Here is an 8,149-nt window from a genome sequence, read left to right as displayed (position 1 = left end):
CCCCACCCCGCCCCCACCCCAACCCACCCCGTTGATCATGGAGTTAACTGTGGTGTCGACGGCGCGTCGGAGCCGGAAACCCCATGATCAACGGGTTCGGCAGGGGGTTGGCCGCTGCACCTACCCTGGGCTTGATCGACACAGGGAGGTTCGAATCATGACCCGGCAGCAGACCGACGCGGTGCCGTTCGATCGGGAGGATCAGCTGCGGCAGATCCAGAGTGGTCTGATGGAGGGGGAGAAGGTCCTGGCCGTCTATGACGCGACCGGCATCGGCACCGGCTTCCTCGGGCTCACCGATCGGCGCGTGATCATCCAGGACAAGTCCTTCGTCGGCAAGAAGGTCGCGCTGACGAGCGTCCCCTACTCGAAGATCACCAGCGTCAGCGTCGTGAGCAACAAGTCGTGGGCCGGGTCGTTCTACTCCAGCTCGTCCATCGCGATCAACGTGGGCACGCACACCTACGAGATGGACTTCCGCGGGGTGAACAAGGGCCAGCACGTCCACAACGTCATCCTGTTCTACATCTGCTCGAGAAGCTGACCGCCCAGGTCACGGCGGTTGCCCCGCAATGCGGGAGACGCGCGCGAGATGGAATTTGCGCGCGACGCAAGTCCTGCGGCCATGGTCGGCGGTTAGACCCGACGGTGATGCCGACCGAAGGAGGCGGGCGTGGAGCGCGTGGAGCACCGGCAGGACGGGCCTGGACTGGGCGAGGTCTCGTACGAGCCGCCGCCGGACGGCCCGTTGTTCCTGCGTAGGAGCATCGTGGCGACGACCGCGCTGGCCCTCGCCCAGGCGCACGTGCCCGCCGGGGCGGCCGAGCCGTGCGGACGGTGCGGGCGGCCGTCGCCCTGCCCGACCGCGATCCACGCGGGAGAAGTGGTCCGGCTGTCGATGCCCCGGCCAGCGCTGCCGGCCGTGCCTGTCGCGGCTGTCCCGGTGGTGACCGTTTCGGTGGCCGGTGTTTCGGCAGCCCAGGTCCTGGGACTGGACAGCTCGGACGCGCCAACGGCGACCCGTTCGATGCTGGGCCTGCTGGACGAGGAGCTCTGATTCCGGGTCGCCTCGACGACCGTCCTGACGGGGGCTCGGGGCGTACGCGACAATGGGCGGATGGCTGATCTGGTTGTCGTGACGGGTGCGCAGGGCGCGTTGGGGCGGGCCGTCGTGGCGGAGCTGGCCCGGCGTACGCCCGAGGTGGTGGCGCTGGACCGGTCCAAGCCGCAGCAGACGCTGGCGGGCGTACACGCGTTGCAGGTCGATCTGACCGATCGCCGGGCGGTGCACGAGGCGTGGGGCCGCATCGACGAACTCGGCGACACCCGGGCGCTGGTCAACATCGCGGGCGGCTACTTCCCGGGCTCGCTGGCCGACGTCACCGAGGAGGATCTGGCGGCGGCGACCGAGATCAACGTCGCGACCGCGCTGTGGACCAGTCAGGCGGCCGCGCCCCGGCTGGCCAAGCACGGCGGCGCGATCGTCAACGTCGGATCGCGGTCGGCGGTCACCGGCCTGGACCCGGTCGCCTATTCGCTGTCGAAGGCCGCGGTGGTGCGCCTGACCGGGCTGGTCGCCGAGCAGCTCAAGTCTTCCCGCGTACGCGTGAACGCGGTGATGCCGGCGTTGCTGGACACCCCGGCGAACCGGGCGGTGATCCCGGACCGGGCGATGGCCAAGGCCGTCCCGGTGGAGGACGTCGCGAAGGTGATCGCGTTCCTGTGCTCCGAGGAGGCCTGGCCGATCAACGGGGCGATCATTCCGGTCTACGGCTTCGCCTGACGCCGGTCCCCGCAGCAGACGCCCCTGCTGCACACGCCCCTGCTACAGACGCCCCTGCTACAGACGCCCCTGCTACAGACGTCACCGCAGCAGACGCCCCTGCTGCAGACGCCACCGCGGCAGGACGTCACGGCAACAGGACGTTCATGTTGGCCGGCGCGGCGAGCAGCCCGGTCGACACCAGGACTCCGCTCATCGTCTCGATGGAGGTCCGGTCGATGTCGGTCAGCCAGCGGGGCAGCGTCATCGCGGCGACCTGCTCGATCTTGATCTTCGTGTAGGTGGTCACGATCTGGCGCGCGGCGTTGGCGTGGCTGTCGGCGTACTCGAGGGATTCGGCCATGGCCAGCGCGAACCGGTGGACCAGGTCGGGTTTCTGGACGGCGAGCTGCGTCGAGGTGAAGTAGAGCGCGACGCACAGCTTGGGGTCGACGTCGGCGAAGGAGCCGAGGCTGCGCCAGCCCTTGGCGCGGGCGGCGGACAGGAACGGCTCGACGACGAACATCGCCTGGATCTTGTCGTCCGCCAGGGCGGCGGCCATGTCGGCGAACGGCATCTCGACGAACTTGATCTTGCGCCAGTCGCCGTCGTCCTTGCGGACGATCTCCTTCACCGAGGTGTCCACGATGTTCTTCAGCGCGTTGGTCGCGACCGTCCTGCCTTCCAGGTCCTTGGTGGACTTGATCTTCGGGTCCTTGACGATCAGGCCGGAGAAGTCATGGCTCGGCTCACCGGTGGTGTTGACCCCGTTGGCGACCGCCTTGACGGCGGTGTTCTTGGCCTGCGCCAGCATCAGCGAGACGATGTTGCTGAAGCCGAAGGAGAACTCGCCGCTGACGACGCCGGGCAGCACCGCCGCGCCGCTCTGTGCCTGCGTCAGGGTCAGGTCGATGCCGCGCTTGCTGAAGTAGCCGCGCTCCTTGCCCAGGTAGATCGGGGCGACGTCGATGATCGGCACGATGCCGACGGTCACCTTGTCCGGTGTGCCGGACGGCGAGGTCTCGTCCTCGCCGGCGCCGCACGCTGCGAGCACCGGGGCGGCCAGGCTGGCGAGGGCGAGCCGGGACAACTGTCTTCTCGTGGTCCTTGTCGTGGTCATGGGAAACCTCATGGCGGAGTCTGGCACCGGCGGGCGCAAGATCGTCATCAATCCTTACGACAATCGCCGGGTGCGAAGCGGGCGGCCGTCTCGCCCGCAGCGGGTGGCCCGCCTCGGCGATGGGGTCGTTACGTGGGGCGAAGTGACGGGTGGCCCCGGCCGGAAGCTCGGCCGGGGCCACCGAAAGGAGCCGGTCAGGCCGTCACTCGCTGCCGGCGGGTCAGCCAGGTGTCCGCCGGGCGGCAGACCAGATCCGTCCCGTACGCGGTGCACCAGGTCTGATAGCCGTGGGAGTAGAGGCGTTGCCCGACCCAGGTGTAGTCGTCGGCCGGCTGGTGACGCGGAGTCACGGGGACGAAGTTCGCCGCGTCGTCGGTGCTGCCGGTGCCGTCATAGCGGGCGACGGCCGGGTACGCGTACACGGGGCGGGTGCGGGTGACCGTGCCGTCGGCCACGGTGGACGCGACGATCGCCGACGGCGTCCGTCCGCTCTCGACCCACGCCATCACGGGGGTGAGGACGTCGAACGTGTTCGGCCCGGCGCCGCCGCCACAGTGCGCCATTCCGGGGAACAGGAACAGCTTGGCGAACCGGTCGACGGTGCGCTGCCCCATCGTCTCGCGCATCGCGTCGTAGTACGCCAACGTGGTCTGCGGCGAGATGTGCTGATCGTTCCAGCCGTGCCAGAGCACGAGCTTGCCGCCGCCGCGCTGGAACGCCGACAGGTCCGGGTCCATCGCGGCCATGTAGGACGACGACTGCACGACGCGCCAGAACGACTCGACGGTGAAGTCCAGGTCGGACAGCTGGTACGCCGGGTCGGCCTGGTTCGGGTCGCGCAGGTAGCGCAGGTAGGACAGGGCGAAGTTCTCGCTGGCCACGGTCTGCCCCTGCGCGGTCGGCACGAACAGGGTCCAGTCCAGTTCGGAGCCCCACTCGTGCGCGATGGCGACCTCTAGCCGGCGGCCCTGGGCGTCCACCGCGCCGTCGTGCAGGCGGCGGACGACGCCGGCTTCGGCGGTGGACAGGCAGGTCGAGGCGGCCTGTCCGGCCCGGCAGATCAGGGTGGCGGGATCGAACCGGCACTGCCGCGGATCGTCCAGTACGCCGTCGGCGACCCCGTCGAGCCGGTCGCACGCGTCGAGCACCGCTTGGTGGATCAGCGGCAGCCTGTCGGCCAGCAGGATGAAGTTCCCGGCGGCGTCCTTGTTGGTCACGACGTTCCAGCCGTGGTGGAAGGTGTTCTGCACGACCATGTTGTTGGCCGGCGCGCCGGCGGCGATGCCGTCGAAGTCGTGCGGATAGCGCTGCGCCTCCATGAGCGCCTCGCGCCCGCCGTCGGAGCAGCCGGTGAAGTACGAGTAGCGGGGTGCGTGCCCGTAGAAGCGGGTGATGACGGCCTTGGCGACCTGCGCGGTGACGTGCACGCCCCGGTACGCGAAGTCGATCTGCGCCTGCGGGTTGCCGGCCGCCCAGGAGCCGTCGTTGAGGCCTTGGTGGCCCATGTCGGTGGTGGCGCTGGCGACGGTGCCGTCGGCGATGACCGGGCAGGTCGCCGCCTGCGGATAGGAGATGCGGGCGTTGCCGCACAGCCCGCCGCAGCCGGTCTGCACGTAGCGCTGGGTCCAGCCGTCGACCGGCAGGCGCAGCACGATGGTGTCGGCCGGGGCGATGGTGCCCTGCACCTCGCAGTTGCCGCCGACGACGGTCGCCGACCGGATCGTCACCGGGGCGTCGGTCACCCCGGTCAGGTCGAGCCCGGGCACGTCGGCGCAGGCCAGGACGGGGGACAGGGCGGGTAGGTCGGCCAGGCCGTCGGCGGTGGCCGGGCGGCCCGCCGAGGCGCCGGGTCCGAACACGACGGTGACAGCGGTGAGGACCGCGATCAGGCCGACGGAGATGGGTGTACGCATCGGGCCTCCTTCTCTATCGAGCGGAGCGGATGACGGCGACCATACGCAGAATGTCAACAATATGTAAAGCAATCTGCACGACAAAATTGTGCGCTTAACCGGAGCCGTTACGGCGCAACGCAAGGAGGCCGATCCGGCCAGGCCGATCGGCGTACGAGTGGATGTGGGGTTAGATCTCGCGCAGCGCGTCGATGACGCTGGCGACGTGCCGCCGGGCCGCGCGTTCGGCGGCCTCGGGGCTGCGCGAGCAGACCTCGTCGATGATGGCGAGGTGTTCGGGCAGCGACCGTTGCGGGCGGCCGGGCCGCAGCGCGAGCCGGAACTGGTGCCGCACGTTGCGGGCGCGCAGGTTGGCCAGGACCTCGGCGGCGACCGGCTGGGCGGCGATCTCGCAGATGCGGTCGTGCAGCGTGGTGTTGAGCTGCGAGTAGACCATCATCTCGCCGCCCTTGACCGCCTCGGTCATCCGCCGGCCGAGGGCGCGCAGTTCCGCGGCCTCGGCGTCGGTGACGCGTTCGGCGGCCTTGGCCGCGCACAGTCCTTCCACGACCATGCGCACCTCGGTGATGGCGATGGCCTCCTCGACGCTGACCGTACGCACCCGGGCGCCGACGTTGGCGATGCGTTCGACGAGCCCGGCGTGGGTCAGGTCGATCAGCGCCGAGCGGACGGTGCCCCGGCTGGCGTCGTACCGAGCCGACAGCTCGGCCTCGACCAGCCGTTGCCCCGGCGCGAAGTCCCCGGCCAGGATCGCCGCCCGGATCTGGTCGGCGATGGCGACCTCTGGCTCCTCAGTACGCACGACGCGCGACCCCTCCCGTCCCGGTGCAACTCTCATAGCGTAGACGTCAGCCGGGCTTCCAGGCGTGGGTAGACCCGCCGGGCGTTGCCGGAGTAGACCTGCGCGCGTTCGGCGTCGGTCAGCGGCAGCGCGTCGACGTATCGCTTGGTGTCGTCGAAGTGGTGCCCCGTCGTGGGATCGATGCCGCGCACGGCGCCGATCATCTCCGAGCCGAACAGGATGTTGTCCAGCCCGATCACCTCGAACAGCAGGTCGATGCCGGGCTGGTGGTAGACGCAGGTGTCGAAGAAGACGTTGTTCATCAGGTGCGTGGCCAGCGGCGGCTTGCCGAGCATGTCGGCCAGGCCCCGGTAGCGGCCCCAGTGGTAGGGGACCGCGCCGCCGCCGTGCGGGATGATCAGCCGCAGCTGCGGGAACGTGGCGAACAGGTCGCCCTGCAGCAACTGCATGAACGCGGTCGTGTCGGCGTTGAGGTAGTGCGCGCCGGTCGCATGGAAGACCGGTGTGCAGCTGGCCGAGACGTGCACCATGCCCGGCACGTCCAGCTCGCACATCGCCTCGTACAGCGGGAACCAGTAGGGATCGGTCAACGGCGGCGAGGTCCACCGCGCGCCGCTCGGGTCGGGGTTCAGGTTCAGCCCGACGAACCCCAGGTCGACGCAGCGCCGCAGTTCGGCAACCGCGGCGTCGAGCGGCTCGCCGGCGTACTGGGGCAGCTGGCACACACCCGCGAACGACTCCGGGAACAGCTCGGTCACCCGCGCGATCAGGTCGTTGCAGGCCCGCGCCCAGGCGATGCCCGTCGCCAGGTCGCCCTCGTGGTGGCCCATGGCCGAGGCACGCGGCGAGAAGATGGTCAGGTCCGCGCCGCGCTCGCGCAACAGGCGCAACTGGTTGGTCTCGACGCTCTCGCGGATCGCGTCATCGGAGATCGACGGGTACGCCGACTGGGGCCGGCCGGTCAGGAAGGCCTGCAGTTGGTCCTCCCGCCACTCGGAATGGGCCGCCGGGGCGGTGGTGTAGTGCCCGTGGCAGTCGATGATCACTGCTGCTCCGTCCAGTCCTCGTAGACCAGTCCCTTGGCGGCCAGGTCTTCGCGCATGGCGTACATGTCGAGGCCCAGTTCGCCGGAGGCGAGGCGGGCGCGTTTGCCGGCCTCGTTGGCGACGCGGGCCTCGGCCTTGGCCAGCACCTGTTTCGCGTCCGCCCGGGGTACGCACACCACGCCGTCGTCGTCGGCGACGATGACGTCTCCGGGGTGGATCAGGGCGCCCGCGACGACGATCGGGACCTGGCAGTCGCCGGGGGTCTGCTTGACCGTGCCCTGGGCGGACACCGCCGCCGACCACACCGGGAACCGCAGTTCGGTGAGGCTGCGCACGTCGCGGACGCCGGCGTCGATGACCACCCCGCGTACGCCGTGTGCCCGCAGGCTTTCGGCGAGCAGGTCGCCGAGGTAGCCGTCGGTGCACGGGCTGGTCGGCGTCACCACGAGCACGTCGCCGGGCCGGGCCTGTTCGACGGCCACGTGGATGGTCCAGTTGTCGCCGGGGGCGACGGTGCAGGTGAGCGCGGTCCCGGCGACGGCCGCCCCGGCGTACACCGGGCGCAGGCGGTGATGCAGCAGCCCGGTGCGGGCCTGTGCCTCGTGGACGGTGGCGACCCCGCAGGCGCCCAGTCCGTCCACGATGTCCAGTGCGGTCCGGGGCGTGTTGCGGACGACGAGCGGCATCTAGACTCCCTCGGTTCCCGGCCGGTGGCCCTTCTTGGCCAGCTGGATCAGTTCGTACACGTGGCGGCGCAGCTCGGCGAAGCGCGGCATGGACCGGGTCTGGATCTGGTCGCGCTCGTCGGGCAGGTCGATCGCGACGTCTTCGAGGACGACGGTCGGCCGGTTGGACAGCACCAGCACCCGCTGCGCCAGGTAGACCGCCTCGTCGATGTCGTGCGTGACGAACAGGACGGTGACGCCGAGCCGCTTCCACAACGACCGGACGAGGTCTTCCAGGTCGGCCCGGGTCTGCGCGTCGACGGCGGCGAACGGCTCGTCCATCAGCAGCACCGACGGCTCGTACGCGACCGCGCGGGCGATGGCGACCCGCTGCTGCATGCCGCCGGACAGCTGCCACGGATGGGCTCTGCCGCTGTCGGACAGCCCGACGGCGGCCAGGGCCTCGTCCACCAGGCGCTGCCGATCGGCGCGTGGCACCCGCTTCTCCTTCAACGGCAGCTCGACGTTCTGGCGTACGGTCAGCCAGGGGAACAGGCTGCGGCCGTATTCCTGGAAGACGACCGCCATCCCGGCGGGCGGGCCGGTGACGGCCGCGCCGTCGAGGGTGACCTGCCCGGCGGAGCTGCCGAGCAGCCCGGCGACACAGCGCAGCAGGGTGGTCTTGCCCGCGCCGGAGGGGCCGACGACGCAGACCAGCTCGCCGCGGCGTACCTCGAAGGTCAGGTCGCGGATGGCCTCGACCGGTTCGCCGTGTCCTTCGTAGGTCTTGCGCAGGCCGCTGACGTCCAGCGCGACCGTTTCGGTGAGGACTGTGGACATC

Annotated in this window: 9 protein-coding genes; 3 read left to right on the top strand and 6 right to left on the bottom strand. The window is 70.3% G+C overall.

Annotated features, from left to right (window positions below):
* Positions 1–157 precede the first annotated feature (157 nt).
* The 3 genes from AB0M47_RS09120 (at position 158) to AB0M47_RS09110 (ending at position 1,783) form a co-directional block, all read left to right on the top strand.
* Complete coding sequence (locus tag AB0M47_RS09120) at positions 158–544, top strand: PH domain-containing protein (protein WP_363410862.1); 387 nt, start codon at positions 158–160, stop codon at positions 542–544.
* 129 nt (positions 545–673) lie between these two features.
* A complete protein-coding gene (locus AB0M47_RS09115) occupies positions 674–1,057 on the top strand; it encodes a hypothetical protein (protein ID WP_363410859.1) in 384 nt (127 codons plus the stop codon).
* A 60-nt stretch (positions 1,058–1,117) separates the two neighbouring features.
* The gene (locus AB0M47_RS09110) at positions 1,118–1,783 is read left to right on the top strand and encodes an SDR family NAD(P)-dependent oxidoreductase (RefSeq protein ID WP_363410856.1); all 666 of its coding nucleotides are present in this window, start codon (positions 1,118–1,120) and stop codon (positions 1,781–1,783) included.
* 127 nt (positions 1,784–1,910) lie between these two features.
* Here the strand turns inward: AB0M47_RS09110 and AB0M47_RS09105 are convergent, their stop codons facing one another.
* The 6 genes from AB0M47_RS09105 to AB0M47_RS09080 all read right to left on the bottom strand — a co-directional run bounded on the left by AB0M47_RS09105 (position 1,911) and on the right by AB0M47_RS09080 (position 8,148).
* The gene (locus tag AB0M47_RS09105) at positions 1,911–2,882 is read right to left on the bottom strand and encodes an ABC transporter substrate-binding protein (protein ID WP_363410853.1); all 972 of its coding nucleotides are present in this window, start codon (positions 2,880–2,882) and stop codon (positions 1,911–1,913) included.
* Between the two features lie 194 nt (positions 2,883–3,076).
* On the bottom strand, positions 3,077–4,795 hold the full coding sequence (locus tag AB0M47_RS09100) for a tannase/feruloyl esterase family alpha/beta hydrolase (protein WP_363410850.1): 1,719 nt from the start codon (positions 4,793–4,795) through the stop codon (positions 3,077–3,079).
* 169 nt (positions 4,796–4,964) lie between these two features.
* Complete coding sequence (locus AB0M47_RS09095) at positions 4,965–5,597, bottom strand: GntR family transcriptional regulator (protein WP_363410847.1); 633 nt, start codon at positions 5,595–5,597, stop codon at positions 4,965–4,967.
* Positions 5,598–5,629: 32 nt separating this feature from the next.
* A complete protein-coding gene (locus AB0M47_RS09090; protein WP_363410844.1) occupies positions 5,630–6,643 on the bottom strand; it encodes an amidohydrolase family protein in 1,014 nt (337 codons plus the stop codon).
* On the bottom strand, positions 6,640–7,329 hold the full coding sequence (locus tag AB0M47_RS09085; RefSeq protein WP_363410841.1) for a 4-carboxy-4-hydroxy-2-oxoadipate aldolase/oxaloacetate decarboxylase: 690 nt from the start codon (positions 7,327–7,329) through the stop codon (positions 6,640–6,642). Before AB0M47_RS09085 ends, AB0M47_RS09090 begins: the two co-directional genes overlap by 4 nt.
* Positions 7,330–8,148 (bottom strand): ABC transporter ATP-binding protein, encoded by an 819-nt coding sequence (locus tag AB0M47_RS09080; RefSeq protein ID WP_363410838.1) that lies wholly within the window; start codon positions 8,146–8,148, stop codon positions 7,330–7,332.
* Position 8,149 lies beyond the last annotated feature (1 nt).

It is taken from the genome of Hamadaea sp. NPDC051192, assembly GCF_040682475.1.
Taxonomy (GTDB): domain Bacteria; phylum Actinomycetota; class Actinomycetes; order Mycobacteriales; family Micromonosporaceae; genus Hamadaea; species Hamadaea flava.
This window is presented reverse-complemented; position numbering and strand designations above follow the sequence as displayed.

Coding starts and splice junctions, on each gene's coding strand:
- AB0M47_RS09120 (WP_363410862.1), top strand. CDS start 158: ATGACCCGGCAGCAGACCGACGCGGTGCCGTTCGATCGGGAGGATCAG.
- AB0M47_RS09110 (WP_363410856.1), top strand. CDS start 1,118: ATGGCTGATCTGGTTGTCGTGACGGGTGCGCAGGGCGCGTTGGGGCGG.
- AB0M47_RS09105 (WP_363410853.1), bottom strand. CDS start 2,882: ATGACCACGACAAGGACCACGAGAAGACAGTTGTCCCGGCTCGCCCTC.
- AB0M47_RS09100 (WP_363410850.1), bottom strand. CDS start 4,795: ATGCGTACACCCATCTCCGTCGGCCTGATCGCGGTCCTCACCGCTGTC.
- AB0M47_RS09085 (WP_363410841.1), bottom strand. CDS start 7,329: ATGCCGCTCGTCGTCCGCAACACGCCCCGGACCGCACTGGACATCGTG.
- AB0M47_RS09080 (WP_363410838.1), bottom strand. CDS start 8,148: ATGTCCACAGTCCTCACCGAAACGGTCGCGCTGGACGTCAGCGGCCTG.